This is a genomic window from Kitasatospora sp. NPDC057936 (genome assembly GCF_042887525.1).
Taxonomy (GTDB): domain Bacteria; phylum Actinomycetota; class Actinomycetes; order Streptomycetales; family Streptomycetaceae; genus Kitasatospora.
This window is the reverse complement of the sequence record NZ_JBHVPD010000067.1, coordinates 17594-43077: the sequence shown is the minus strand read 5'-3', so window position 1 is coordinate 43077 and position 25484 is coordinate 17594. Positions and strand designations below refer to the sequence as shown.

At 71.5% G+C, this 25484-nt stretch carries 22 protein-coding genes; 2 read left to right on the top strand and 20 right to left on the bottom strand.

Features of this window, described 5'->3' with window-relative positions; all coding sequences use genetic code 11:
• Positions 1–59: 59 nt before the first annotated feature.
• On the top strand, positions 60–440 hold the full coding sequence (locus ACFVU9_RS29690) for a VOC family protein (protein ID WP_380440050.1): 381 nt from the start codon (positions 60–62) through the stop codon (positions 438–440).
• Positions 441–515: 75 nt separating this feature from the next.
• Here the strand turns inward: ACFVU9_RS29690 and ACFVU9_RS29685 are convergent, their stop codons facing one another.
• The 20 genes from ACFVU9_RS29685 to ACFVU9_RS29590 form a co-directional block, all read right to left on the bottom strand.
• On the bottom strand, positions 516–1571 hold the full coding sequence (locus tag ACFVU9_RS29685; protein WP_380498577.1) for a 2-oxoacid:ferredoxin oxidoreductase subunit beta: 1056 nt from the start codon (positions 1569–1571) through the stop codon (positions 516–518).
• Between the two features lie 73 nt (positions 1572–1644).
• On the bottom strand, positions 1645–3624 hold the full coding sequence (locus ACFVU9_RS29680; RefSeq protein WP_380440046.1) for a 2-oxoacid:acceptor oxidoreductase subunit alpha: 1980 nt from the start codon (positions 3622–3624) through the stop codon (positions 1645–1647).
• 215 nt (positions 3625–3839) lie between these two features.
• The gene (locus tag ACFVU9_RS29675) at positions 3840–4502 is read right to left on the bottom strand and encodes a response regulator (protein ID WP_380440044.1); all 663 of its coding nucleotides are present in this window, start codon (positions 4500–4502) and stop codon (positions 3840–3842) included.
• Positions 4503–4639: 137 nt separating this feature from the next.
• Positions 4640–5650, bottom strand: a complete 1011-nt coding sequence (locus tag ACFVU9_RS29670) for a polyprenyl synthetase family protein (RefSeq protein WP_380440042.1) — start codon at positions 5648–5650, stop codon at positions 4640–4642.
• Positions 5651–5938: 288 nt separating this feature from the next.
• A complete protein-coding gene (gene nuoN / locus ACFVU9_RS29665) occupies positions 5939–7561 on the bottom strand; it encodes an NADH-quinone oxidoreductase subunit NuoN (RefSeq protein WP_380440066.1) in 1623 nt (540 codons plus the stop codon).
• A gap of 11 nt (positions 7562–7572) precedes the next feature.
• On the bottom strand, positions 7573–9207 hold the full coding sequence (locus ACFVU9_RS29660) for an NADH-quinone oxidoreductase subunit M (protein ID WP_380498574.1): 1635 nt from the start codon (positions 9205–9207) through the stop codon (positions 7573–7575).
• 34 nt (positions 9208–9241) lie between these two features.
• Positions 9242–11137 (bottom strand): NADH-quinone oxidoreductase subunit L, encoded by a 1896-nt coding sequence (nuoL, locus tag ACFVU9_RS29655; protein ID WP_387598569.1) that lies wholly within the window; start codon positions 11135–11137, stop codon positions 9242–9244.
• 13 nt (positions 11138–11150) lie between these two features.
• Positions 11151–11450, bottom strand: coding sequence for an NADH-quinone oxidoreductase subunit NuoK (gene nuoK, locus ACFVU9_RS29650; RefSeq protein ID WP_030060110.1), 300 nt, complete (start codon positions 11448–11450; stop codon positions 11151–11153).
• Complete coding sequence (locus ACFVU9_RS29645; RefSeq protein ID WP_380440037.1) at positions 11447–12331, bottom strand: NADH-quinone oxidoreductase subunit J; 885 nt, start codon at positions 12329–12331, stop codon at positions 11447–11449. Before ACFVU9_RS29645 ends, nuoK begins: the two co-directional genes overlap by 4 nt.
• On the bottom strand, positions 12328–12930 hold the full coding sequence (gene nuoI, locus ACFVU9_RS29640) for an NADH-quinone oxidoreductase subunit NuoI (protein WP_387598565.1): 603 nt from the start codon (positions 12928–12930) through the stop codon (positions 12328–12330). Before nuoI ends, ACFVU9_RS29645 begins: the two co-directional genes overlap by 4 nt.
• Before the next feature lie 6 nt (positions 12931–12936).
• Positions 12937–14268, bottom strand: coding sequence for an NADH-quinone oxidoreductase subunit NuoH (nuoH, locus tag ACFVU9_RS29635; protein ID WP_380440033.1), 1332 nt, complete (start codon positions 14266–14268; stop codon positions 12937–12939).
• The gene (locus ACFVU9_RS29630) at positions 14265–16757 is read right to left on the bottom strand and encodes an NADH-quinone oxidoreductase subunit G (protein WP_387598561.1); all 2493 of its coding nucleotides are present in this window, start codon (positions 16755–16757) and stop codon (positions 14265–14267) included. Before ACFVU9_RS29630 ends, nuoH begins: the two co-directional genes overlap by 4 nt.
• Entirely contained in the window at positions 16754–18115 is a 1362-nt protein-coding gene (gene nuoF, locus ACFVU9_RS29625; RefSeq protein WP_380440029.1) for an NADH-quinone oxidoreductase subunit NuoF, read from the bottom strand. The genes ACFVU9_RS29630 and nuoF overlap by 4 nt, the downstream gene beginning before the upstream one ends.
• The gene (gene nuoE / locus ACFVU9_RS29620) at positions 18115–19020 is read right to left on the bottom strand and encodes an NADH-quinone oxidoreductase subunit NuoE (RefSeq protein WP_387598558.1); all 906 of its coding nucleotides are present in this window, start codon (positions 19018–19020) and stop codon (positions 18115–18117) included. The genes nuoF and nuoE overlap by 1 nt, the downstream gene beginning before the upstream one ends.
• Positions 19017–20438: an NADH-quinone oxidoreductase subunit D gene (locus ACFVU9_RS29615; protein WP_387598555.1), complete on the bottom strand. Its 1422-nt coding sequence runs from the start codon at positions 20436–20438 to the stop codon at positions 19017–19019. The genes nuoE and ACFVU9_RS29615 overlap by 4 nt, the downstream gene beginning before the upstream one ends.
• Positions 20438–21151, bottom strand: a complete 714-nt coding sequence (locus ACFVU9_RS29610; protein ID WP_380498568.1) for an NADH-quinone oxidoreductase subunit C — start codon at positions 21149–21151, stop codon at positions 20438–20440. Before ACFVU9_RS29610 ends, ACFVU9_RS29615 begins: the two co-directional genes overlap by 1 nt.
• On the bottom strand, positions 21148–21702 hold the full coding sequence (locus ACFVU9_RS29605) for a NuoB/complex I 20 kDa subunit family protein (RefSeq protein WP_380440023.1): 555 nt from the start codon (positions 21700–21702) through the stop codon (positions 21148–21150). Before ACFVU9_RS29605 ends, ACFVU9_RS29610 begins: the two co-directional genes overlap by 4 nt.
• 154 nt (positions 21703–21856) lie before the next feature.
• Positions 21857–22216 (bottom strand): NADH-quinone oxidoreductase subunit A, encoded by a 360-nt coding sequence (locus tag ACFVU9_RS29600; RefSeq protein WP_030060100.1) that lies wholly within the window; start codon positions 22214–22216, stop codon positions 21857–21859.
• A 676-nt stretch (positions 22217–22892) separates the two neighbouring features.
• Positions 22893–23588 (bottom strand): response regulator, encoded by a 696-nt coding sequence (locus ACFVU9_RS29595; protein WP_387598550.1) that lies wholly within the window; start codon positions 23586–23588, stop codon positions 22893–22895.
• Positions 23589–23629: 41 nt separating this feature from the next.
• On the bottom strand, positions 23630–24703 hold the full coding sequence (locus ACFVU9_RS29590) for a sensor histidine kinase (protein WP_387598616.1): 1074 nt from the start codon (positions 24701–24703) through the stop codon (positions 23630–23632).
• Positions 24704–24905: 202 nt separating this feature from the next.
• Between ACFVU9_RS29590 and ACFVU9_RS29585 the strand changes: the two genes are divergently transcribed.
• Positions 24906–25481 carry a hypothetical protein gene (locus ACFVU9_RS29585; protein WP_387598547.1) on the top strand — a complete coding sequence of 192 codons (576 nt, stop codon included), beginning with the start codon at positions 24906–24908 and terminating at the stop codon, positions 25479–25481.
• Positions 25482–25484 lie beyond the last annotated feature (3 nt).

Genomic DNA, 25484 nt, shown 5'->3' with positions numbered 1-25484 from the left:
GTATAGTGTACTGCGTACGGGATAACCGTGCGCCCTGTTCCGAGGAGAGGTCCACCGCCGTGCAGATCACCGACTCCGTCGTCTCCCTGACCGTCCCGGACGTCTCCGCGTCCGCCGCCTTCCTCCAGCGGCACTTCGCCTACACCGAGCTGATGTCCGCCGACGGCTTCGTCTCGCTCGGCCACCCGGGCGGGGGCGTCAACGTGGTGTTCCTCCGGCGCGGCATCGAGGTCCTGCCGGAGAGCTACCGCGACGACACCGCGGCCGGCGTGATCCTCGCGTTCACCGTCGCCGACGCCGCCGCCGAGCAGGAGCGCCTTCGCGGCGAGGGCGTGGGGATCACCATGGAACTGCGCCAGGAACCGTGGGGCGAGAAGCTGTTCCAGGTCACCGACCCGAACGGGGTCGTGATCGAGGTCGTGGAGTGGGTCCGGCAGTAACCGGCGGCGGGCACACGCGACGGCGCCCCCTCGACCGGCCGGGTCGAGGGGGCGCCGTCGCACGCGCGGAGGCCGTCAGTCGACCGTCCACGTGTCGTTGCCCGCCAGCAGCGTGGCGAGGTCGCCCGGGCCGCGGTGCGCCACCGCCGTCGCCAGCTGGTTCGCCATCAGCTCGTCGTACACCGGGCGCCGCACGTCCCGCAGCACCCCGATCGGGGTGTGGTGCAGCGTGTCCGCGTCCGCGATCCGCGACAGCGCGAACGCCGCCGTCGCACTCGCCGCGTGCGCGTCGTGCACCACCAGCGAACCCTCGTTGTCCGGCGTCACCGCCGCCGTGAACAGCTCGCCGTCCGGCCCCCGGAACACGCCCTGGCCGCCGTCCGCGCCGAAGCGCACCGGCGCGCCGTGCTCCAGCCGGATCAGCGCCTCGTCCCGGGTGCCCGGCTCCTTCAGCACCTCGAACGCGCCGTCGTTGAAGATGTTGCAGTTCTGGTAGATCTCCACCAGCGCCGTGCCCTCGTGCAGCGCCGCCGCCCGCAGCACCGACTGCAGGTGCTGGCGGTCGGAGTCGATCGTCCGCGCGACGAACGAGGCCTCCGCGCCGATCGCCAGCGACAGCGGGTTGAACGGGGCGTCCAGCGAACCCATCGGCGTCGACTTGGTGATCTTGCCGAGCTCGCTGGTCGGCGAGTACTGGCCCTTGGTCAGGCCGTAGATCCGGTTGTTGAACAGCAGGATCTTCAGATTGACGTTGCGGCGCAGCGCGTGGATCAGGTGGTTGCCGCCGATCGACAGCGCGTCGCCGTCACCCGTCACCACCCACACGCTCAAGTCCTGCCGCGACGAGGCCAGGCCCGTCGCGATCGCCGGCGCCCGACCGTGGATCGAGTGCACGCCGTAGGTGTTCATGTAGTAGGGGAAACGCGATGAACAGCCGATGCCGGAGACGAAGACGGTGTTCTCCCGTCTGATCCCCAGCTCCGGCATGAACGACTGCACGGCCGCCAGGATCGCGTAGTCCCCGCAGCCGGGGCACCAGCGCACCTCCTGGTCCGTCTTGAAGTCCTTCGCGGTCTGCCGCTCCTCGGTCTTCGGCACCAGGCGCAACGAGGGGAACTGCTGCTCGCTCATGCGCCCACCTCGCTGCGCTCGGCGGTCGCTTCGCGAAACACGCACCCCTTGATCGTTCGCTCGCTGCGCTCGCTCATCGGTGGTCCTCCTCGTCCAGGGTGCCGATCGCCGCCCACAGCACGTCCGCCAGCTGCGCCGCCTTGAACGGCAGACCGCGCACCTGGTTGTAGGACTCCGCGTCCACCAGGTACTTGGCGCGCAGCAGCAGCGCCAGCTGGCCGAGGTTCATCTCGGGGACGATGACCTTGTCGTAACTCCGCAGCACCGTGCCCAGGTTGGCCGGGAACGGGTTCAGGTGGCGCAGGTGCGCCTGGGCGATCTCGCCGCCGTCGGCCCGCACCCGGCGCACCGCCGCCGTGATCGGCCCGTACGTCGACCCCCAGCCGAGGACCAGCACCCGGGCCTCGCCGCTCGGATCGTCCACCTCGACCGGCGGCACCGCGATGCCGTCCACCTTGGCCTGCCGGGTGCGGACCATGAAGTCGTGGTTGGCCGGGTCGTAGGAGATGTTGCCGGTGCCGTCCTGCTTCTCGATGCCGCCGATGCGGTGCTCCAGGCCGGGGGTGCCGGGCAGCGCCCACGGGCGGGCGAGCGTCTTCGGATCCCGCTGGTAGGGCCAGAAGGCGCCGTCCTCGCGATTCGGACCGGTCGCGAAGTCCGGCTCGATCACCGGGAGTTCGTCCACCTCGGGGATCCGCCACGGCTCCGAGCCGTTGGCCAGGTAGCCGTCCGAGAGCAGGAACACCGGGGTGCGGTAGGTGACCGCGATCCGGGCCGCCTCCAGCGCCGCCGCGAAGCACTCGGCCGGCGTCGCCGGGGCGACGATCGGCACCGGCGCCTCGCCGTTGCGCCCGAACATCGCCTGGAGGAGGTCCGCCTGCTCGGTCTTGGTCGGCAGGCCGGTGGACGGGCCGCCGCGCTGGATGTCCACGACCAGCAGCGGCAGTTCGAGCGAGACGGCCAGGCCGATCGTCTCGCTCTTGAGCGCGACGCCCGGACCCGAGGTCGTCGTCACGCCGAGCGCGCCGCCGAAGGCCGCGCCCAGCGCCGCCCCGATGCCGGCGATCTCGTCCTCGGCCTGGAACGTCCGCACGCCGAAGTTCTTGTGCTTGCTCAGCTCGTGCAGGATGTCCGAGGCCGGGGTGATCGGGTACGAGCCGAGGTACAGCGGCAGCCCGGAGCGCTGGGCCGCGGCGATCAGGCCGTAGGACAGCGCGAGGTTCCCGGAGATGTTGCGGTAGCGGCCGGCCGGCAGCTTCGCCGGCGCCACCTCGTAGGAGACCGCGAAGGTCTCCGTCGTCTCGCCGAAGTTCCAACCCGCCCGGAACGCGCTGATGTTGGCCTCGGCGATCTGCGGCTTCTTCGCGAACTTGCCGCGCAGGAAGCTCTCGGTGCCGCCGGTGGGCCGGTGGTACATCCAGGACAGCAGGCCGAGGGCGAACATGTTCTTCGCCCGCTCGGCGTCCTTGCGGGCCAGGCCGCTGTCCTTGAGCGCCTCCAGCGTCAGCGTCGTCAGCGGCACCTTGTGCAGGTGGTAGGCCTCCAGCGAGCCGTCGGCGAGCGGGTCCGCGGCGTAGCCGACCTTGGCGAGGGCCCGCTTGGTGAACTCGTCGGTGTTGACGATGATCTCGGCGCCGCGCGGCAGGTCCGCCAGGTTCGCCTTGAGCGCGGCCGGGTTCATCGCGACCAGGACGTTCGGGGCGTCGCCGGGGGTCAGGATGTCGTGGTCGGCGAAGTGCAGCTGGAAGGACGAGACTCCCGGCAGGGTGCCGGCGGGGGCCCGGATCTCGGCGGGGAAGTTCGGCAGGGTGGAGAGGTCGTTGCCGAAGGACGCCGTCTCGGAGGTGAACCGGTCACCGGTCAGCTGCATCCCGTCGCCGGAGTCGCCCGCGAACCGGATGATCACCCGGTCCAGGCGGCGGACCGGCTTGGCGTGTCTGCGCTGCGCACTGGCCGGCACGGCCGCGCCGGGGCGGCCGTCACCGGGACCCGAACGGTTCTCGTCGCCGTCCGAGCCGTCCACTGCCTCTGACTGATCGACCTGACTGGTCACTGCCGCGGACCTCCTCGTGGGCACGCCACCGCGGGCGCGACCCTGTGCCCCGTCCGCCTGGTGCACCTCTGGCATCCTATGCGCGCGCAACCGGCCGGGGCCGGAACTCCCGCGTGCGGCGGGAAATGACCGGTACGCGCCCACAGCACCATCAACGCGCGGCGGCCGGAGATCATTCCGGCCGGCCGGCCCCGGCCCGATCCGCAGGACGGGCCCTACGAGTTGATGTAGGTCAGCACGGCCAGCACCCGGCGGTGGTCCTCCGGGCTCTGGGCCAGGCCGAGCTTGAGGAAGATGTTGCTGACGTGCTTCTCGACCGCGCCGTCGGACACCACGAGCTGGCGCGCGACCGCCGCGTTGGTGCGGCCCTCGGCCATAAGGCCGAGCACCTCGCGCTCGCGCGGGGTCAGATTGGCCAGAACGTCGCCCTTGCGGCTGCGGCTGAGCAGCTGCTGCACGACCTCCGGGTCGAGCGCGGTGCCGCCCTCGGCGACCCGCAGCACCGCGTCGGCGAACTCGCGCACCTCGGCGACGCGGTCCTTCAGCAGGTAGCCGACGCCCCGGGTGGATCCGGCCAGGAGTTCGGAGGCGTAGCGCTCCTCCACGAACTGTGACAGCACCAGCACGCCCAGCTGCGGGTAGCGGCCGCGCAGCTCGACGCACGCGCGCAGGCCCTCGTCGGTGTGCGAGGGCGGCATCCGCACGTCGGAGACGACGACGTCGGGCAGGTCGCCGGCGTCGGCCAGGTCGTGGACGGTCTTGAGCAGGGCGTCGCCGTCCCCGACGCCCGCGACGACCTCCAGGCCGCGGTCGGTAAGCAGCCGGGTCAGGCCCTCCCGCAGCAGTACGGAGTCCTCGGCGATGACGACGCGGCGCATGGCGACCTTCCGGCAGGGGTGAGCTGACGGGCCCAGTCTTCCCTATCGGGGCGGCGGCGCGCCGGGGGTTGCCGGGCCCGGCCCGGGGCTCGCGGCCCCGGACCGACGGTCCCGACGGTCCCGGCGGTCCCGGTGCGTCACATGGTGCGGATGGCCACCGAGTCGCAGAGGGCTTCGAGGGCGGCCTTGGCCGCGCAGTCCGGCAGCGGGGCGAGCAGGGCGCGGGCGTCCTCGGCCTGGCGCAGGGTCTCGCGGCGGGCGAGCTCCAGCGCCGGGTGGCGGCGCAGCAGGCGCAGCGCCTCGGCGTGCAGGTCGTCGTCGGCGAGGTCCTGGTCGAGCAGTTCGCGCAGCCGGGTGTCCTCGGGGTCGGCGGGGTCGGCGGGCATGCCCTGGAGGAGCAGGGTGGGCAGGGTCGGCACGCCCTCGCGCAGGTCGGTGCCGGGGGTCTTGCCGGACTCGTGGCCGTCGCTGGCGATGTCGAGGACGTCGTCGGCGAGCTGGAAGGCGATGCCGATCCGCTCGCCGAACTCGCTGAGGGTCTCCACCACGCGCGCCTCGGCGCCGGCCATCAGCGCTCCTATCTTGCAGGAGGCGGCGATCAGCGATCCGGTCTTGCCGGCGAGGACGGCCAGGTAGTGGGCGAGCTGGTCGCCGTCCGGGCCGGGGCCGCGGGTCTCCAGGATCTGGCCGGTGACGAGGCGCTCGAAGGCGTCGGCCTGCAGCCGGACGGCCTCGGGGCCGAGGTCGGCCAGGACCTGGGAGGCGCGGGAGAAGAGGAAGTCGCCGGTGAGGATGGCCACCGAGTTGTCCCAGCGGGAGTTGGCACTGGGGGCGCCGCGGCGCACGGGGGCCTCGTCCATGACGTCGTCGTGGTAGAGCGTGGCCAGGTGGGTGAGCTCGACGACGACCGCGGCCGGCACGACGCCGGGCGCGCCGGGGTCGCCGAACTGGGCGGACAGCAGGAGCAGCAGCGGGCGGAAGCGCTTGCCGCCGGCCTCGATCAGGTGGCTGGCGGTGACGGTGATGAACGGGACGTCGCTCTTGACGGCCTCGGCGAGCGCCGTCTCCACCGCGTCCAGTCCGGCCTGGACGTCCCGGGTCAGGTCGCGGTCCTGCACGCTGAGCCCGAAGGGTCCCACGACGGTCACGAAGACCACTCCTCTGTCCCTGGTCGATCTAGCGGCCTGGTCCCTGAGTGCCGCCGCTGGCCATACAGGCAGGGTATCCGGTCACGAGTGGATCACTGCACGGGCGTGCGGATCCTGTCGTGATCGGGCCGGAGTTGCAGGTCAGGGCGGCTGCGGGAGCGCTCGGGCGCCGGATGTGAATGCGGCTGGAAATAAAGGCTGCTGCACCTTCCGGGGCGGCGGCGGGACAACCGCGTCCGGGCCGCGCCCCGCGGGGGGCGGCCCGGACGCCGCGGGAGTCTCCCGGCCTCAGCGGACGAAGAGCGCGGCCTTCGAAGCGAGGTCCAGGAAGTACTGCGGCAGCACCCCGAGGACGACGGTGACGAGCACCCCGACGCCGATCGCGGTCGCCGTGAAGGCGCTCGGGATCGCGACCGTCGGGCCGCCGGGCTGCGGGTCGGAGAAGAACATCAGGACGATGACCCGGATGTAGAAGAACGCGGCCACCGCCGAGCTCAGCACACCGACGATGACCAGCGGCGTCGCGCCGCCGGCCGCCGCCGCCTGGAACACCGCGAACTTCCCGGTGAACCCGGAGGTCAGCGGGATGCCGGCGAAGGCCAGCAGGAACAGCGCGAACACCGCCGCGACCAGTGGGGAGCGCCGGCCGAGGCCGGCCCAGCTGGACAGGTGGGTCGCCTCGCCCTTGGAGTCGCGCACGAGAGTGACGACGGCGAACGCGCCGAGCGTCACGAAGGAGTACGCGAGCAGGTAGAACAGCACCGAGCCGAGGCCCTGCTTGTTGGTGGCGATCACGCCGGTGAGGATGAACCCGGCGTGCGCGATCGAGGAGTAGGCGAGCAGGCGCTTGACGTCCTGCTGCGTGACCGCGAGCACCGCGCCGACCACCATCGTCAGGATCGCCACGCCCCACAGCACCGGCCGCCAGTCCAGGCGCAGCCCGGGGAAGGCGACGTAGAACAGGCGCAGGAACGCGCCGAAGGCCGCGACCTTCGTGGCCGCCGCCATGAACCCGGTGACGGGGGTCGGCGCGCCCTGGTACACGTCCGGGGTCCAGGCGTGGAACGGCACGGCGCCGACCTTGAAGAGCAGGCCGACGGCGAGCATCGCGAGGCCGATCAGCAGCAGCGTGTCGGTGCGGGTGCTGCTGAGCAGCGCCGGGTTGGTCATGGCCTTGCCGGAGATGACGTCGGCGATGTCGCCGAGCTTCACGCTGCCCGCGTAGCCGTACAGCAGGGCGGTGCCGAACAGGAAGAACGCCGAGGCGAAGGCGCCGAGCAGGAAGTACTTGACGGCCGCCTCCTGGGAGAGCAGCCGGCGGCGCCGGGCCAGCGCGCACAGCAGGTACAGCGGCAGCGAGAAGACCTCCAGCGCGACGAACATCGTCAGCAGGTCGTTCGCGGCCGGGAAGAGCAGCATGCCGCCGACGGCGAACAGGGTCAGCGGGAACACCTCGCTGGTGGCGAAGCCGGCCCGGACCGCGGCCCGCTCCTGCTCGCCGCCGGGGGTGGCGGCGGCCTGCGCGGCGAACGCGTCGGCCGGCAGTCCGCCGGCCCTGGGCTCCAGGCGCCGCTCGGCGTACGTCAGCACGGCGACGGCGGCGACCAGGACGATGACGCCCTGGAGGAACAGCGCCGGGCCGTCCATCGCCACCGACTCCATGGCGAGCAGGTCCATCCTGGTGGTGCCGTGGCCCTGGGCGGCGAGCACCACGATCGCGGTGAACGCGCCGGCCAGGCCGGTGAGCGCGAGGACGACCTGCGTCCAGTGCCGCAAGCGGCGCGGCACGAAGGCCTCGACCAGGACGCCGGCCACGGCGGCGCCGAACACCACCAGCATCGGGGAGAGTTGGCCGTACTCCAGGTGCGGCGCGGGGATGCTCGGGGTGGAGCCGCCGGCGGCGGCGAGCATGCCGGTGGTGCTCACTTCTGCTCACCTCCTGAGGTGGCGGCGACCGGGTGGGCCGGCGCCGGGTCGGTCTCGTGGACCTGCGAGAGCGTCGCGTTCACCGCCGGGTTGACGATGTCGGTCAGCGGCTTGGGGTAGACGCCGAGCAGGATCGTCAGCGCCACCAGCGGGGCGACGACGGCCACTTCGCGGACCTTGAGGTCCGGCATGCCGGTGACCTCCGCCTTCACCGGGCCGGTCATCGTGCGCTGGTAGAGCAGCAGCGCGTACAGCGCGGCCAGGACGATGCCGAAGGTCGCGACGATCCCGATCGCCGGGTAGCGGGTGAACGTGCCGACCAGGACGAGGAACTCGCTGACGAACGGGGCGAGGCCGGGCAGCGACAGGGTGGCGAGGCCGCCGAGCAGGAACGTCCCGGCGAGCACCGGGGCGACCTTCTGCACGCCGCCGTAGTCGGCGATCAGGCGCGAGCCGCGGCGCGAGATCAGGAAGCCGGCCACCAGCATCCACGCGGCGGTGGAGATGCCGTGGTTCACCATGTACAGGGTGGCGCCGCTCTGGCCCTGGCTGGTCAGCGCGAAGATGCCCATGATGATGAAGCCGAAGTGCGAGATCGAGGCGTAGGCGACCAGGCGCTTGATGTCCTTCTGGCCGATCGCGAGCAGCGCGCCGTAGACGATCCCGATCACCGACAGCACGAGGATCGCCGGGGCGAAGGTCTTCGAGGCGTCGGGGAACAGGCCGAGGCAGAAGCGCAGCATCGCGAAGGTGCCGACCTTGTCGACCACGGCGGTGATCAGCACCGCCGTGCCGGCGGTGGCCTCGCCCATCGCGTTCGGCAGCCAGGTGTGCAGCGGCCACAGCGGGGCCTTCACCGCGAAGGCGAAGAAGAAGCCGAGGAACAGCGCCTTGGAGGCGGTGCCGCTGAACTGCAGCTTGCCGTCGGCCACGGCCGAGGCGAGGGTCGGCAGGTCGAAGGTCGCGAGGCCCTGGTCCTGCGCGATCACGTACAGGCCGATCACGGCGGCGAGCATCACCAGGCCGCCGAGCAGGTTGTACAGCAGGAACTTGACGGCCGCGTAGGAGCGCTGGCGCGCCGCGTCGGGGCCGCCCGCCCGGTCCCCGAAGCCGCCGATCAGGAAGTACATCGGGATCAGCATGGCTTCGAAGAACACGTAGAACACGAACACGTCGGTGGCGTAGAAGGAGACGAGGACCATCGCCTCCACGGCCAGGATCAGGGCGAAGAAGCCCTGGGTGCGGCGCCGCTGCTCAAAGGTGTCGGGGTCGAACGTGCCGTCGGGCGCGGCGGGCGCAGGATCCGCGTCGTGCCAGGAGGCGAGCATCACGATCGGCACGAGCACGGCGGTCAGCAGGGCCAGCACCGCGCCGATGCCGTCCACGCCGAGCGAGAAGGTGATGCCGAAGGAGCGGATCCAGCTGTGGGACTCGGTCAGCTGGTAGCGGTCGCCGTGCGGGTCGAACCGCACGGCCACCAGGGCGGCCAGCGCCAGCGCGACGGCCGAGGTGCCGAGCGCGACGGCCTTGGTCGTGGTGCGCCGCGCCTCGGTGGACCCGGCGGGCATCGCGGCGGTCAGCACCGCGCCGGCCGCCGGGACCGCGCACGTGGCGGTCAGGAGGACACTCATGCCCCGCCTCCCCGAGGGTGTTCTGGACGAGTCATCAGACGGACCTCATCAGGAGAGTCGTGGCGACCAGCACCAGCGTGCCGCCGAACATGGAGAGCGCGTAGGAGCGGACGAAGCCGTTCTGGACCCGCCGCAGCCGCCCGGAGATCCCGCCGATCGTGGCGGCCAGGCCGTTGACGAAGCCGTCCAGGCCGCGGCTGTCGAAGTAGACGAGCGTCGCGGCGAGCGCCGAGCCCGGCCGCACCAGGACGGCGTGGTTGAAGTCGTCCTGGAGCAGGTCGCGGCGGGCGGCCCGGGTGAGCGGGGAGCCGACCGGCGGCACCACGGGGACGGGGCCGCGCCCGTACATCGCGTACGCGAGGCCGACGCCGGCCAGCATGCAGGCGGTGGTCAGCAGCGTGACGGTCAGCGACGTGAGCGGGGAGTTCCCCTCGGCGTGGCCGGTGACCGGCTCCAGCCAGGTGAGGAACGAGTCGTTCAGGACGAACAGCCCGCCCGCGAACACCGAGCCGAAGGCCAGCAGCACCATCGGGATCGTCATCGTCTTCGGCGACTCGTGCGGGTGCGGGGCGTCGCCGTTGGCGTCGGGCTGCCAGCGCTTCTCGCCGAAGAACGTCAGCACCATCACGCGCGTCATGTAGAAGGCGGTGACGGCCGCGCCGGTCAGCGCGCACAGGCCGAGGATCCAGCCCTCGGTGCCGCCCTTGGCGAACGCCGCCTCGATGATCCTGTCCTTGGAGAAGAAGCCGGACAGCCCGGGGAAGCCGATGATCGCGAGGTAGCCCAGGCCGAAGGTCACGAAGGTGACCGGCATGTACGTGCGCAGGCCGCCGTAGTGGCGCATGTTCACCTCGTCGTTCATGCCGTGCATGACCGACCCGGCGCCGAGGAACAGCCCGGCCTTGAAGAAGCCGTGCGTCACCAGGTGCATGATCGCGAAGGCGTAGCCGATCGGACCGAGGCCGGCCGCGAGGATCATGTAGCCGATCTGCGACATCGTCGACCCGGCCAGCGCCTTCTTGATGTCGTCCTTCGCGCACCCGACCACCGCACCGAACAGCAGCGTGACCGCGCCGACCACCACCACGGCGGTCTGGGCGTCCGGCGCCAGGTTGAAGATCGCCGCGGAGCGGGTGATCAGGTAGACGCCGGCCGTCACCATCGTCGCCGCGTGGATCAGCGCCGACACCGGGGTCGGGCCCTCCATCGCGTCGCCGAGCCAGGACTGCAGCGGCACCTGCGCCGACTTGCCGCAGGCCGCCAGCAGCAGCATCAGGCCGATCGCCGTCAGCCGGCCCTCGCTCGCCCGGCCCGCCCCGGCGAAGACCGGGTCGAAGGCGAAGGAGCCGAACTCCACGAACATCAGCATGATCGCGATCGACAGGCCCATGTCGCCGACGCGGTTGACGATGAACGCCTTCTTCGCCGCCGTCGCCGCGCTCGGCTTGTGCTGCCAGAACCCGATCAGCAGGTAGGACGCGAGGCCCACGCCCTCCCAGCCGAAGTACAGCAGCAGGTAGTTGTCCGCGACCACCAGCAGCAGCATGGCGGCGACGAACAGGTTCAGGTACGCGAAGAAGCGGCGGCGGCGCTCGTCGTGCGCCATGTAGCCGACCGAGTAGAGGTGGATGAGCGTGCCGACACCCGTGATCAGCAGCACGAACGTCATCGACAGCTGGTCCAGCCGGAACGAGACGTCCGCCTGGAAGCCGTTCACCGGCACCCAGCTGAACAGGTGCGTCGTCACCGCCCGGTGCTCGGCGTCACGGCCGAGCATGTCCGAGAACAGCGCCAGGCCGAAGCCGAACGAGAGCGCGGCGAGCGCCGTGGCCAGCCAGTGGCCGAACCGGTCCAGCGCCCGCCCGCCGAGCAGCAGCAGGGCGGCGCCGGCCAGCGGGGCTGCCACCAGCAGCGGAATGAGAGAGTTCACCGAGGCCCTCCGCCTACAGCTTCATCAGATTGCTGTCGTCGACCGAAGCGGAGTGCCTGGTCCGGAAGATCGAGACGATGATCGCGAGGCCCACCACGACCTCGGCCGCCGCGACCACCATCGTGAAGAACGCGATGATCTGGCCGTCCAGCGTGCCGTGCAGCCGCGAGAACGTCACCAGCGCCAGGTTCGAGGCGTTCAGCATCAGCTCCACGCACATGAACAGCACGATCGCGTTGCGCCGGATCAGCACCCCGGCCGCGCCGATGGTGAACAACAGCGCCGCCAGATACAGGTAGTTGACCGGATTCACTCCGCGCCCTCCTCGGCCTCGTGGTTCGGCACCGGCTCCAGGGACTTGCGCGGACCGGCCACCGCCGGCCGCTCCGACGACGGACGGCCCAGCCAGTCCGCGGTCGTGTTCTCCAGCTCCGCCATCCGGCGCAGCATGTCCTGGCTCACGTCCCGCACCTGGCCGCGCTCGCGCAGCGTCGCCATCACCGAGTCCTCGGCCACCGAGCCGTCCGGCAGCAGCGCCGGAACGTCCACCGCGTTGTGCCGCGCGTACACGCCCGGCGCCGGCAGCGGCGGCACCTGGATGTTGTCCCGCACCCGCTGCGCCGCCAGCTCGCGCTGCGTCTTCGGCGCCTTCACGTGCTCGCGGTGCGTCAGCACCATCGCACCGATCGCCGCCGTGATCAGCAGCGCGCCGGTGACCTCGAACGCCCACACGTACTTCGTGAAGATCAGCCGCGCCAGACCCGGCACGTTGCCCTCCGCGTTCGCGCCCTGCAGGCCCGTGAAGTGGTCCAGCTTCGCGTTCGCGATGCCCGCGACCAGCAGCACCCCGAAGCCCAGCCCGCACACCACCGCCGCGAACCGCTGGCCCTTCAACTGCTCCTTCAGCGAATCCTCGCTCGTGACGCCGACCAGCATCACCACGAACAGGAACAGCATCATGATCGCGCCGGTGTAGACGACGATCTGCACCACACCCAGGAACACCGCGCCCTGCGCCATGTAACAGACCGCCAGCGCCAGCATCGTGGCCGCCAGGCACAGCGCGCTGTGCACCGCCTTGCGCATCAGCAGCATGCCGAGCGCGCCACCGACCGCCACCACCGCCAGCACCCAGAACTGGACGGCCTCACCCGTCGAGGTCGTCCCGGCCGCATCCGCCAGAACCGTCGTCACGGCCGCACCTCCTTATCCCGGTCGGTGCGCTCCTGCTGGACCGTCCCCGGCGCCGCCGCCGTGATCTCGCCCCGGTAGTACGCGCCCTCGTCGGCGCCCGGGAAGATCGCGTGCGGCGAATCGACCATGCCCTCGGACAGCCCCACCAGCAGCTGCTCCTTGGTGAAGATCAGGTCCTTGCGCGAGGAGTCCGCCAGCTCGTACTCGTTCGTCATCGTCAGCGCCCGCGTCGGACACGCCTCGATGCACAGCCCGCACAGGATGCAGCGCGCGTAGTTGATCTGGTACACCACGCCGTAGCGCTCACCGGGCGAGTACCGCTCGTCGTCCCGGTTGTCCGCGCCCTCGACGTAGATCGCGTCGGCCGGGCACGCCCACGCGCACAACTCGCAGCCCACGCACTTCTCCAGCCCGTCCGGATGACGGTTCAACTGGTGACGGCCGTGGAAGCGCGGCGCCGTCGGCTTCTTCTCCTCCGGATACTGCTCCGTCAGCCGCTTCTTGAACATGGCCCGGAACGTCACGCCGAAACCGGCGGCCGGGCCCAGGACCGACGGCCGGTCGGTCCTCTCCGGACGGTCCGTGTGGTCGGACGACATCGCGGATCAGCTCCCCTCGGAATGGTCGGACCCGTTCAAGGCGTCCTGGAGTTGCTTCGGCGCCCGGCTGCGCCGGCGCGGAACGGGCGGCAGCACCTGGCCCGGCAAAGGCGGCACCGGGTACCCGCCCGCCATCGGGTCGAACTCGCCGGACTGCTCGGGAACCTCGGGCTCCGGCTGCTTGCGCACGAAGTCCCGCAGCAGCGCCAGCAGCAGGACCACGCCCACCGGCGCGCCCACGTACAGCACCACCTCGCCGAAGCCGTACCCCTCGTTGCGCAGCGCCCGCACGCTCGCGATCAGCACCAGCCACACCAGCGAGACCGGGATCAGCACCTTCCAGCCCAGCTTCATGAACTGGTCGTAGCGCAACCGCGGCAGCGTGCCGCGCAGCCAGATGAAGAAGAACAGCAGCAACTGGATCTTCAGCGTGATCCACAGCATCGGCCACCAGCCGTGGTTCGCGCCCGCCCAGAACACCGACACCGGCCACGGCGCCCGCCAGCCGCCCAGGAACAGCGTCGACGCCACCGCCGACACCGTCACCATGTTCACGTACTCGGCCAGCATGAACATCGCGAACTTCAGCGACGAGTACTCGGTGTTGAACCCGCCCACCAGCTCGCCCTCGGCCTCCGGCAGGTCGAACGGCGCCCGGTTCGTCTCACCCACCATCGCGACGATGTACACGATGAACGACACCGGCAGCAGCGCCGCGAACCACGTCGAGTGCTGCTGCGCCACGATCTCCGACGTCGACATCGACCCCGAGTAGATGAACACCGCGGCGAACGACAGGCCCATCGCGATCTCGTAGCTGATCATCTGCGCCGACGAGCGCAGCCCGCCCAGCAACGGGTACGTCGAACCGGAGGACCAGCCCGCCAGCACGATCCCGTAGATGCCCACCGAGGCCGTCGCCAGGATGTACAGCAGCGCCACCGGGAAGTCCGTCAGCTGCATCGCCGTCCGGGTCCCGAAGATCGACACCTCGTTGTCGGCCGGCCCGAACGGGATCACCGCGAACGCCATGAACGCCGGGATCGCGCACACGATCGGAGCAAGGACGTAGACCACCTTGTCCGAGCCCTTGACCACCAGGTCTTCCTTCAGCGCCAGCTTCACGCCGTCCGCCAGCGACTGCAGCAGACCCCACGGCCCGTGCCGGTTCGGCCCGATGCGCAACTGCATCCAGGCCACCACCTTGCGCTCCCACACGATGGCGATCAGCACCGTGAGCACCAGGAACGCGAAGCAGAACACCGCCTTCAGCAGCACCAGCCACCACGGGTCGTGGCCGAAGAACCGGAGCATCTCGTACGGCTGCGGATTGTTCATCGGTCCTCCCCTTCGGCGCCCGAGCCCGCCGCGGCGGGAACGGCGTCGGCGGCGGCGATCGTGACCAGATGGCCGACGGCGGTCCCGAGCGTGCGGTGCGCACCGCCCGGAGTCGAGTTGAGCGGGATCCACACCGTGCGGTCCGGCAGCGACTCGGTGACCTCCAGCGGCAGCGTCAGCGAACCCGCCGGGCCCGTCAGCCGCAGCGCGCCGCCCTGCCGCGCGCCGACCTCCCGCGCCGTCACCGGCGACACCCGGGCCACCGCCCGGTGCCGGGTGCCCGCCAGGTGCGGATCACCCTCCTGCAGCGTCCCGTTGTCCAGCAGCTGGCGCCAACCCGCCAGCACCGCCTGCCCCGTCGCCGGACGCGGCAGCAGGCCCGGGTGCGCGGCCGGATCGGCCGCCCGGTCCCCGGCCCACGGCGCGAACCCGTCCAGCTCCAGGCGCGCGGCCCGCACGTCCGGCAGGCCCAGCCGGTGCCCCAGCGCATCCGCCAGCATGGTCAGCACCCGCACGTCCGAGTGAAGGTGGCGGCCCGTCAACTGATCGGCCTTGAGCGCCGGCTCGAACATCCGCACCCGGCCCTCCCAGTCCAGGAACGTCCCGGCCTTCTCCGCCACCGCCGCCACCGGCAGCACCACGTCCGCACGCGCCGTCACCGCCGACGGGCGCAGCTCCAGCGACACCACGAACGGCACCGCCGCCAACGCCTCGTCCGCCAGCGCCGGATCCGCCAGGTCGTCCGGATCCACCCCGCCGACCAGCAGCGCGTCCAGCTCGCCGCGCGCCGCCGCCGCCAGGATCTGGTCCGTGTCCCGGCCCACCCGCGAGGGCAGCTCCGCCACACCCCACAACGCCGCCGCCTGCGCCCGCGCCGCCGGAGCGGCCACCGGACGCCCACCGGGCAACAGCCCCGGCAGCGCGCCCGCCTCCACCGCTCCCCGCTCCCCGGCCCGGCGCGGCACCCAGGCGATCCGCGCCCCCGTCGCGTGCGACAGCCGCAGCACCGACGTCAGCGCCCCCGGGATCGCGGCCAACCGCTCACCCACCAGCACCACCGCACCCGGCCGGCGCAACAACTCCGCCGCCTGCCCCGCCTCGTCGCTCAACGGCTCGTCCGCCGCCAGCGCCCCGAACCACTCCGGCTCCGTCCCCGGCGCCGCCGGCAGCAGCACACCACGCAGCTTCGCCAGCCCCCGCGACGCGAACGCCGCCACCGAGTACACCTTCAAGCCCTTGGCGCGACTCGCCTTCCGCAACCGCAGGAAGACGATCGGCGACTCCTCCTCCGGCTCCAGACCCGCCAGCAGCACCACCGGCGCCTGCTCCAACTGCTCGTACGTGACGCCCCCGCCGTCCACGTCCACACCACGCCCGGCGACGGCCGCGGCCAGGAAATCCGCCTCCTCACCACTGTGCGGACGCACCCGGAAGTCCACGTCGTTCGTACCCAGCACCACGCGCGCGAACTTCGCGTAGCCGTACGCGTCCTCGACCGTCACCCGGCCACCGGCCAGCACACCCGCCCGCGCACCGCGCAGACCCTCGGCCGCCCGCGCCAGCGCCTCCGGCCACGACGCCGCCACCAACTCGCCGTCCACCCGCACCAGCGGCGTCGACAACCGGTCCCGCAGCTGCGCGTACCGGAACGCGAACCGGCCCTTGTCGCAGTTCCACTCCTCGTTCACCGCCGGGTCCTCACCCGCCAGCCGGCGCAACACCTTGCCCCGACGGTGATCGGTGCGCTGCGCGCACCCCGCCGAACAGTGCTCGCACACACTCGGCGACGACACCAGGTCGAACGGACGCGAGCGGAAACGATAAGCCGCCGACGTCAGCGCCCCCACCGGACAGATCTGGATCGTGTTCCCCGAGAAGTACGACTCGAAGTCGTCCCCCTGGCCCGTCCCCACCTGCTGCAGCGCACCGCGCTCCACCAGATCGATGAACGGATCACCCGCGATCTGCTGCGAGAAACGCGTGCAGCGGGCGCACAGGACGCAGCGCTCCCGGTCCAGCAGCACCTGGCTGCTGATCGGCAGCGGCTTCGCGTACGTCCGCTTCATCCCCTCGAAGCGGGAGTCCGCCGCGCCGCTGCTCATCGCCTGGTTCTGCAAGGGGCACTCGCCACCCTTGTCACACACCGGGCAGTCCAGCGGATGGTTGATCAGCAACAGCTCCATCACGCCGCGCTGCGCCTTCTCCGCCACCGGCGAACTCAGCTGCGTGCGCACCACCATGCCCTCGGCCACCGGGATCGTGCAGGAGGCCACCGGCTTGCGCTGGCCCTCGATCTCCACGATGCACTGCCGGCACGCGCCGGCCGGATCCAGCAGCGGATGGTCGCAGAAGCGCGGGATCTGGGTGCCGATCGCCTCGGCCGCCCGGATCACCAACGTCCCCTTGGGGACCTGCACTTCGACGCCGTCGATGGTGAGCGTGACCAGTTCGACCGCCGTGTCGGAGGCGGTCGGCTCCGTGATCGTCACGCGTGCACCTCCCTCTCGGTGGCGGACTGGTGGCCGGGGCGGGGGCCGTCGGCCCAGACGGTGGACGCGGCCGGGTCGAACGGGCAGCGGCGCTCGGCCAGGTGCCGCTCGTACTCGGCCCGGAAGTGCTGGAGCGAGGACACGATCGGGCTCGCCGCGCCGTCGCCCAGGGCGCAGAACGACTTGCCGTTGATGTTGTCGGCGATGTCGAGGAGCTTCTCCAGGTCCCCCTCGACGCCCTCGCCGGCCTCGATCCGCTTGAGCAACTGGACGAGCCAGTAAGTGCCTTCGCGGCACGGCGTGCACTTGCCGCACGACTCGTGCGCGTAGAACTCGGTCCAGCGGGTGACGGCCCGCACCACGCAGGTCGTCTCGTCGAACACCTGCAGCGCCTTCGTGCCGAGCATCGACCCGGCCGCTCCGACGCCCTCGTAGTCCAGCGGGACGTCCAGGTGCTCGTCGGTGAACATCGGGGTCGACGAGCCGCCCGGCGTCCAGAACTTCAGCCGGTGCCCCGCGCGGATCCCCCCGCTCAGGTCCAGCAGCTGGCGCAGCGTGACGCCCAGCGGCGCCTCGTACTGGCCCGGGTTGGTCACGTGGCCGGACAGCGAGTAGAGCGTGAAGCCCGGGGACTTCTCGGTGCCCAGGCCCTTGAACCACTCCTTGCCCCGGGCCAGGATCGGCGGCACCGAGGCGATCGACTCCACGTTGTTGACCACCGTCGGGCACGCGTACAGGCCCGCGATCGCCGGGAACGGCGGGCGCAGGCGCGGCTGGCCGCGGCGGCCCTCCAGCGAGTCCAGCAGGGCCGTCTCCTCGCCGCAGATGTAGGCGCCGGCGCCCGCGTGCACGGTGATGTCGAGGTTCACACCCGAGCCCATGATGTCGCGGCCCAGCAGACCCGCCCCGTACGCCTCGGCCACCGCCGCGTGCAGGCGCCGCAGCACCGGCACGACCTCGCCGCGCAGGTAGATGAACGCGTGGTCGCAGCGGATCGCGTAGGACGCGATGATCATGCCCTCGATGAGCGAGTGCGGGTTCGCGAACAGCAGCGGGATGTCCTTGCAGGTGCCCGGCTCCGACTCGTCCGCGTTCACCACCAGGTAGTGCGGCTTGCCGTCGTTCTGCGGGATGAACTGCCACTTCATGCCGGTCGGGAAGCCGGCGCCGCCGCGGCCGCGCAGGCCGGAGTCCTTGACCAGGGCGATCACGTCGTCCGGCGGCATCGCGAGGGCGGCCTTCAGGCCCTCGTAGCCGTGGTGGCGGCGGTAGGTGGCGAGCGTCCACGGGCGGCTGTCGTCCCAGGAGGCCGACAGGACGGGGGTGAGCAGCTTCTCGGCCGGCTCGGCGGAGGTCATCACGCTTCGGTCCCTTCCTGGCCGGGGTGGTTGCGGTCGGGGTCGCCGCGGCCCGGGTCGCCGCGGTCGGGGTCGCCGTGGCCGGGGTGGTTGCGGTCGGGGTCCCCGCGGTCGGGGTCGCCGCGGTCGGGGTCGCCGTGGCCGGCCTCCGGGTGGTCGGGGTCGTTGCGCTCGGGCTCCTCGTGGCGCGGGGAGACGACCCTGGTGCCGCCGTTGCCGGGCAGGGCCTCGCCCCTCGCCAGGCGCAGACCCACCAGCGACGGCGCCCCGCCGGCGCCGGACTCGTCGTTGGCGCCCGGGCGCTCGTCGGGGAAGCCCGCCAGGATGCGGGCCGTCTCCTTGAAACCGCACAGCCGGGCGCCGCGGGTGGGCCTGACCTCGCGGCCCGCGCGCAGGTCGTCCACCAGCCGCCGGGCGCTCTCCGGGGTCTGGTCGTCGAAGAACTCCCAGTTGACCATCACCACGGGCGCGTAGTCGCAGGCCGCGTTGCACTCGATGTGCTCGATCGAGACCTCGCCGTCCGCGGTCGTCTCGTTGTTGCGGATGCCCAGGTGCTCCTGGAGCTCGTCGAAGATCTGGTCGCCGCCGAGCACCGCGCACAGCGTGTTGGTGCACACCCCGACGTGGTACTTCCCGGCCGGGCGCCGCCGGTACATCGTGTAGAACGTGGCGACCGCGGTGACCTCGGCGGTCGTCAGGTCCAGCTGCTCGGCGCAGAACCGGATGCCGGTCGGGCTGACGAAGCCCTCCTCGGCCTGCACCAGGTGCAACAGCGGCAGCAGCGCCGAACGGGCCACCGGGTAGCGGCCGATCAGCTCCGCGGCGTCCGCGGCCAGCCGGGCGCGCACCTCCTCGGGGTACGGCTTCGCCGGCAGCGCCGGCAGTCCGAGCTCGACATTGGTCACCGGTCCACGCCTCCCATCACCGGGTCGATCCCGGCCACCGCGACGATCACGTCGGCGACCTGGCCGCCCTCGCACATCGCCGCCATCGACTGCAGATTGGTGAACGACGGGTCCCTGAAGTGGACCCGGTACGGGCGCGTCCCGCCGTCGCTGACCACGTGCACGCCCAGCTCGCCCTTCGGCGACTCGACCGCCGCGTACGCCTGGCCGACCGGGACCCGGAAGCCCTCGGTGACCAGCTTGAAGTGGTGGATCAGGGCCTCCATCGAGGTGCCCATGATCTTGCGGATGTGGTCGAGCGAGTTGCCCATCCCGTCCGGGCCGACCGCCAGTTGGGCCGGCCAGGCGATCTTCTTGTCGGCCACCATGACCGGGCCCGGGCGCAGCCGCTCCAGGCACTGGTCGACGATCCGCAGCGACTGGCGCATCTCCTCCAGGCGGATCAGGAAGCGGCCGTAGGAGTCGGCGGTGTCCGCGACCGCCACCTCGAAGTCGTAGTCCTCGTAGCCGCAGTACGGGTCGGTCTTGCGCAGGTCGTGCGGCAGGCCCGTGGCGCGCAGGATCGGGCCGGTGGCGCCGAGGGCCAGGCAGCCGGGCAGGTCCAGGAAGCCGACGTCCACCAGGCGCGCCTTGAACACCGGGTTGCCGGTCGCCAGTTTGTCGTACTCGTGCATCCGGGAGCGCAGCAGCTTGACCGCCTCGCGGATCTGGTCGACGGCGCCGGGCGGCAGGTCCTGGGCGAGGCCGCCGGGGCGCACGTACGCGTGGTTCATGCGCAGGCCGGTGACCAGCTCGAAGACGTCCAGGATCAGCTCGCGGTCGCGGAAGCCGTAGATCATCAGGGTGGTGGAGCCGATCTCCATGCCACCGGTGGCGAGGCAGACCAGGTGCGAGGCGATCCGGTTCAGCTCCATCATCATCACGCGGATGACGCTCGCCCGGTCCGGGACGTCCGCGGTGATGCCGAGCAGCTTCTCCACCGCGAGGCAGTAGGCGGTCTCGTTGAACAGCGGCGTCAGGTAGTCCATCCGGGTCACGAAGGTGGTGCCCTGGACCCAGCTGCGGAACTCCATGTTCTTCTCGATGCCGGTGTGGAGGTAGCCGATGCCGCAGCGGGCCTCCTTCACCGTCTCGCCGTCGATCTCCAGGATCAGCCGCAGCACACCGTGCGTGGACGGGTGCTGGGGGCCCATGTTGACGATGATGCGCTCGTCGTCGGCCCGGCCGACCGCCTCGACGACCTCGCCCCAGTCGCCGCCGGTGACGGTGAAGACGCGGCCCTCGGTGGTCTCGCGGGCCCCGGCGTGGGCTGTCTCGGGGGTTTCTCCGTGAGCTTCTCCGCGGGCTTCCTTGCGGGCTTCTCCGCGGGCCTCTTCGTGGGCCTCTTCGCGGGCCTCTTCGTGGTGCTGAGTGCTCATCAGCTGTACGACCTCCGCTGGTCGGGCGCCGGGATCTGGGCACCCTTGTACTCGACGGGGATGCCGCCGAGCGGGTAGTCCTTGCGCTGCGGGTGGCCCAGCCAGTCGTCGGGCATCATGATCCGGGTCAGCGCCGGGTGGCCGTCGAAGACCAGGCCGAAGAAGTCGTAGGCCTCGCGCTCGTGCCAGTCGTTCGTCGGGTAGACGCTCACCACCGACGGGACGCGCGGGTCGGCGTCGGGCGCGGTGACCTCCAGCCGGATCAGCCGGCCGTGGGTGATCGAGCGCAGGTGGTAGACCGCGTGCAGCTCGCGGCCCTTGTCGCCGGGGTAGTGCACGCCGCTCACGCCGAGGCACAGCTCGAAGCGCAGCGCCGGGTCGTCGCGCAGGACCCGGACCGTGCGCAGGAGGTGCTCGCGCTCGACGTGGAAGGTCAGCTCGCCGCGGTCGACGACCGTCTTCTCGATCACGTCCACCGGGTCCAGGCCCTGCTCCTCCAGGGCGCCCTCCAGCTCGTCGGCGACCTCGTCGAACCAGCCCCCGTACGGGCGTTCGCTCGGACCGGGCAGCACCACCGGAGCGGCGAGGCCGCCGAAACCGGACGTGTCGCCGCTGCCCTGGGCGCCGAACATGCCCTGGCGGCGGCCGACCACCTCGACCGGGATCTCGCGCACCGGCTGCTCGCGGCGGGTCTCGGGTACCTGGTCGTTCATCGCAGCTGCCCTCCCATCTCGCTGACGGGGGTGGCCTGCAGGGCGAGCGCCTCGCCGAGTTCCTCGGCCCGGCGGCGGTTCACGCCCAGCGGCTCGTGCTGGATCTTGTCGTGCAGCTTCAGGATCGCGTCCAGCAGCATCTCCGGGCGCGGCGGACAACCGGGCAGGTAGATGTCCACCGGGACGATGTGGTCGACGCCCTGCACGATCGCGTAGTTGTTGAACATCCCGCCGGAGGAGGCGCAGACGCCCATCGAGATGACCCACTTCGGGTTGGGCATCTGGTCGTACACCTGGCGCAGCACCGGGGCCATCTTCTGGCTCACCCGGCCCGCGACGATCATCAGATCGGCCTGCCGCGGGGAGCCGCGGAAGACCTCCATGCCGAACCGGGCCAGGTCGTAGCGGCCGGCGCCGGTGGTCATCATCTCGATCGCGCAGCAGGCCAGGCCGAAGGTGGCCGGGAACAGTGACGCCTTGCGCACCCAGCCCGCGGCCGCCTCCACGGTCGTGAGCAGAAAGCCGCTCGGCAGCTTCTCCTCGATTCCCATCAGATCCCTCTCAATGCCTCAAGTCCGGTGGTTCATCGGCCGGTTCTGGCTCGTCCGCTCGGCGGAGGTCGTTCGTCCGACGGAGCTTGTCCGCTCGTTCACAAGGGGTCGCGAGGACGCCCGGCGGACCGCCGACGGGTGGGCAGGCCCGCGCTCAGTCCCACTCCAGGCCGCCGCGCCGCCACACGTAGGCGTAGGCGACGAAGACGGTGGCGATGAACAGGAGCATCTCGACCAGTCCGAAGATCCCGAGGGCGTCGAACGTCACCGCCCACGGGTAGAGGAAGACGATCTCGATGTCGAAGACGATGAAGAGCATCGCCGTCAGGTAGTACTTGATCGGGAACCGACCGCCGCCCACGGGCTGCGGGGTCGGCTCGATGCCGCACTCGTACGCCTCCAACTTGGCCCGGTTGTAGCGCTTGGGGCCGGTGAGTGAGGCCATCACGACGGAGCCGACCGCGAACGCCGCCGCGATGGCACCGAGTACGAGGATCGGCGCGTAGGCATTCATAGCCCCCGCTCCCTCCGTCCAGTCGTCCTTGACTGCAGATCGGAACCGGCGGGTCACGCTGAGGTGAACCCGCGCTCCAGTTCCCGAGATCCACCTCATGTGAGGCAGTTCACAAAGCCTGGAACGAGCGCATCCTATGCCTGTCGGCTTGTGATCTGCGACACGCAGTTCGCCGGGATCTTTGTGATCTACGACACCCCTGGAATGAGGGTGAATGCGAACATGCCCAGTTTTGTCAACGCAAAGCAGTCAAATGGTCACAACCAGTCGCATTTACTTGTGAAGCGGCAGGTCAGAGCCTCGCTCCTATATCAACTATGCTCCGGCAGAGGCAAATTTCCGGGCGCCATGTTGACGTGTTATAGCGGCTCACTCGCAGGGGTGGCCGGGGGGTGAACGCTCGCTTGACCCTTCGTTCACAAGCGCGCGAATGCCTTCTTGGGGCCTCCCCCTCCCCCTCCCCCCACCCCACCCGCCGCCCGCCGCCCGCCGCCCGCCCAACCCTCGCCCGTTTCGCGCTGGGCCGTGCCTGGCCCAGCGCGCGGCACCCCAACCTCCGCGCGCTCCCTCTGCCCCGGGCCCGCGTCCCGCGCTCCCGTGCCCCGCTCGCCCTTGCGCCCTCGGGCCCTCGGGCCCTCGCCTCTGCCTCTGCCTCTGCCTCTGGCCCCGGCCCCGGCTACCGGATGCCGGCTGCCTGTTCCCAGACCCACGCCGCGATGCCCACCCGGTTACGGGCACCGAGCTTGCGCTGGATGTTGGCGAGGTGGTTCTTCACCGTGCCCGGTGAAATGAACAGTCCTGCTCCGATCTCGGCATTCGTCGCGCCGTCCGCCACCAGTTCCGCGATCTCCCTTTCCCTCGTGGTCAGTTCCTCGGCCGGGCCGACCGTCGTCAGTGCCGCCGCGGCGGCCGCGGCGCCCGGGCCCGGCTTCGGCTCCGCGCCCGGAAGCGCCATGTGCTTCAGGAGCCGGACGGTGATCTGTGGGCTGATCAACGCGTCCCCGGCCATCGCGGCCCGCACCGCCTCGATCAGCAGCACCGGCCCCGAGCGCTTCAGCAGGAACCCGGCCGCCCCGTACCGCAGTGCCGTGTGCACGTAGTCGTCCAGGTCGAAGGTGGTCACCACGATCACCTTGCACTCGTCGGCCAGCTGCCGGGTCACCTCCAGCCCGTCGAGCTTCGGCATCCGGATGTCCGCGAGCACCACGTCCGGTCGCAACCTCCGTGCCTCCGCCACCGCTGCGGCGCCGTCCGCGGCCTCCGCCACCACCACCATGTCCGGCTGCACGTCCAGGATCATCCGGAACGCGCTCCGGACATCCGCCTGGTCATCCGCGATCAGGATCCGGACCGGCCCTGCGCTACTGCCCATTCCCGTACCTCCCCGTTGCCGACCCGCGTCGGTCTCCACGATCACGCCGGCCCCGTGCCGGCTTCCTCCAGCGGCAGCACCGCCGTCACCCGCCAGCTCTCCGTCTCGTGCGGGCCCGCTTCCAGCGAGCCGCCGAGGGCCTCGACCCGGGCCACCAGCCCCGGCAGTCCGCTGCCGCCGCCGCGGCGCGGCCGCCCGGCCTGGCCCGGGTTCCGGCCGTCGTTGGTCACCGTCAGCTCCAGCCGTCCACCGGTACGGCGGGCCCGCACCTCGACCGCCCGCGCGGCCGGAGCATGTCGCCGGACATTGGTCAGGGACTCGACCACGATCCGGTGGACGGTGCCCTCCACCTCGCGCGGCACCGGCTCCTCCGGCAGCTCCAGCGTGACCTCGGCGCCGCCCGTCGCGGTGAACCGCTCGGCCACCTCTGCGAGTTCGAGGAGTCCGGGCTGCGGGGCCCGGCCGCCGCCCTCCTCGCTGCGCAGCAGCTGCACCGTCCGATCCAGCGAGGCCAGGGCCCGCTGCCCGGCCTGCTCTATTCGCTGGAACATCTCGGCCGCCCGGGCCGGATCGATCCCGGCCAGGTACGCCCCGGCCTGGGCCTGGGCGACCATGCCGCTGACGTCGTGCGCCACGAAGTCGTGGAGGTCGTGGGCCAGTTCGAGCCGCTGGGCGCGCCTGGCCTCGACCACCGCATTCGCGCGTCCCTCGTCCAGGCCCCGCAGGTAGAGCCCGATCAGGACGGCCGGCAGCGAGAGCATCGAGCCGAAGCCGAAGATCGTGAGCACGTCCCCCGGGCCTTCGAGGAACGCGAAACGGGTCAGCCAGAGGGCGACGGCTCCGCAGGCCGTCCAGGCCGCGACCGCGCAGCGCGGCCCGTCCTCGGTGCGCAGGCCGAGGACCACCGCCAGGAGCAGGACGGCCAGTTCGACCAGGCCCGCCAGCCCGGCCCAGCGATCGCCCTCCGCCCACCGGCCGAGGAGCCAGACGGCGAACGTGACCGCGAGCGACGCCGCCCCGAGTGCCATGGTCACGGCCGCGGCCCCGTACCGCCCCCGCGCCGCCCAGGCCGGCAGTGCCAGGACCAGGACGACCCCGGACAGGATCTGAGTCATCGTCACCACCTCTCCTCGGCTCTTCGACTGCCGTCACATTACGACGCCGCCGAGGCGGTGCGCCTGTGCCGATCGGCATATTTCACAGGCCGGTTGAGCAGGGAGAACCTGCCGATCGGCAGCTGTTGCGGACCCCTGGCAGGCCTCCAGTCTTGAGTCGTCGCACCGGCCACGGGGGTCGGTGCCGAAGGGAGGCACCCTCGTGTCGAAGCTCGTGATCAACGCCCGCAGCACCGCCCACCGGGCTGCGGCCGCCGCCCCGGACGTCCCGCCCGCCCCGCGCTGGGCCCGGTTCGCCGCCAAGGTCGCCGTCCTCTCCACCGTCCCCTCGGGGTTGTGGCGGATCGCCTTCGGTTTCGGCGCCCCGGTCGGCTTCAGCGGTGCGACGGCCGCGGCGTTCGACGCGCACCAGCCGGGTTGGGGCACGGTCTACTGCGTGGTGCTGAGCCTCCTGGCCGAGGCGCTGGCCTTCCTGACCCTGGGCCTGGTCCGGCCCTGGGGGTTGGTGGTGCCCAGGTGGGTTCCGCTGCTGGGCGGCCGCCGGGTCCGGCCGCTCGCCGCCGTCGTGCCGGCCCTGCTCGGTTCGGCGATACTCACCGACCTGGGGGCGACGGCGCTGTTCGGCGGGTGGGCGCGGAACCTGGCCGAGGCGGATTCGCCGCACGGCGTCGCCGCCGTCGTGATGACGCTCGCCTATCTGCCCCTGGTCGCGTGGGGCCCGTTGCTCGGTGCGGTCGCCATCGACTACGCCCGCCGGACGGTGCGGTGGCACCGGTGACGC

Coding starts and splice junctions, on each gene's coding strand:
- ACFVU9_RS29685 (WP_380498577.1), bottom strand. CDS start 1,571: ATGAGCGAGCAGCAGTTCCCCTCGTTGCGCCTGGTGCCGAAGACCGAG.
- ACFVU9_RS29675 (WP_380440044.1), bottom strand. CDS start 4,502: ATGCGCCGCGTCGTCATCGCCGAGGACTCCGTACTGCTGCGGGAGGGC.
- nuoN (WP_380440066.1), bottom strand. CDS start 7,561: ATGCTCGCCGCCGCCGGCGGCTCCACCCCGAGCATCCCCGCGCCGCAC.
- ACFVU9_RS29660 (WP_380498574.1), bottom strand. CDS start 9,207: ATGAGTGTCCTCCTGACCGCCACGTGCGCGGTCCCGGCGGCCGGCGCG.
- nuoI (WP_387598565.1), bottom strand. CDS start 12,930: ATGTCGTCCGACCACACGGACCGTCCGGAGAGGACCGACCGGCCGTCG.
- nuoH (WP_380440033.1), bottom strand. CDS start 14,268: ATGAACAATCCGCAGCCGTACGAGATGCTCCGGTTCTTCGGCCACGAC.
- nuoF (WP_380440029.1), bottom strand. CDS start 18,115: ATGACCTCCGCCGAGCCGGCCGAGAAGCTGCTCACCCCCGTCCTGTCG.
- ACFVU9_RS29615 (WP_387598555.1), bottom strand. CDS start 20,438: ATGAGCACTCAGCACCACGAAGAGGCCCGCGAAGAGGCCCACGAAGAG.
- ACFVU9_RS29610 (WP_380498568.1), bottom strand. CDS start 21,151: ATGAACGACCAGGTACCCGAGACCCGCCGCGAGCAGCCGGTGCGCGAG.
- ACFVU9_RS29605 (WP_380440023.1), bottom strand. CDS start 21,702: ATGGGAATCGAGGAGAAGCTGCCGAGCGGCTTTCTGCTCACGACCGTG.
- ACFVU9_RS29600 (WP_030060100.1), bottom strand. CDS start 22,216: ATGAATGCCTACGCGCCGATCCTCGTACTCGGTGCCATCGCGGCGGCG.
- ACFVU9_RS29595 (WP_387598550.1), bottom strand. CDS start 23,588: ATGGGCAGTAGCGCAGGGCCGGTCCGGATCCTGATCGCGGATGACCAG.
- ACFVU9_RS29590 (WP_387598616.1), bottom strand. CDS start 24,703: ATGACTCAGATCCTGTCCGGGGTCGTCCTGGTCCTGGCACTGCCGGCC.